This is a genomic window from Pseudomonas sp. RA_35y_Pfl2_P32, assembly GCF_963970735.1.
Taxonomy (GTDB): Bacteria; Pseudomonadota; Gammaproteobacteria; order Pseudomonadales; family Pseudomonadaceae; genus Aquipseudomonas.
On record NZ_CAXAQF010000113.1, the window covers coordinates 1 to 646 of the forward strand.

Annotated in this window: 2 protein-coding genes; both read left to right on the top strand. The window is 65.3% G+C overall.

Going from position 1 to position 646, the window contains the following annotated elements:
• Positions 1-275: macro domain-containing protein (locus AACY45_RS27360; RefSeq protein ID WP_339548573.1), on the top strand; the 275-nt coding region annotated here is incomplete at its 5' end.
• Positions 276-335: 60 nt separating this feature from the next.
• Positions 336-646 (top strand): serine hydrolase domain-containing protein (locus tag AACY45_RS27365; protein ID WP_339548575.1); only part of this gene is annotated, 311 nt, incomplete at its 3' end.

Here is a 646-nt window from a genome sequence, read left to right on the forward strand (position 1 = left end):
TCTGGAATGGCGGTGGCCACGGGGAGGACGACCTCCCGGCCTCCTGCTATCGCCGCGCGATGGAGCTCTGCGCCAGCCACGGGCTGACCTCGGTCGCATTCCCCGCAATCTCCACCGGCATTTACCGCTTTCCCGCAGAGCGCGCGGCCGACATCGCGATCCGCACCACGATCGAATCGCTCAGTCGCACCCCAACCCTGGCCCGCGTCGTGTTCTGCTGCTTCTCCGAGCCGAGCGCCAGGCTCCACGCCGAGGCGCTGGCGCGACACGGCTAGCCCTTGTGCCCGAGGCGGCCGTCGGTACACTCCGCCCCGACCATGTTCCGGGGAGGGGATATGAATTTCAGTCTTGGATTGCGTGCGCTGGCGTGTGGCGCATTGGTATTGCTCGGCGTCGCGTCACTGTCGCGTGCGGAAGGCACTTATGAAATTCCGGCCGGGGCGCGTTTCAACCCGGACAAGCTGGCGAAGATCGGCGATTTCTTCAGGAACGAGGTCGCGACCGGCAAGATCGCCGGCGCGACCGTCCTGATCAAGCAGCACGGCAAAGCGGTCTATCACGAGGCCTTCGGCGTGCAGGACGTCGCCAGCAAGGCCCCCATCACCGACAAGACGATCTTTCGCCTGTTCTCGATGAGCAAGGCGAT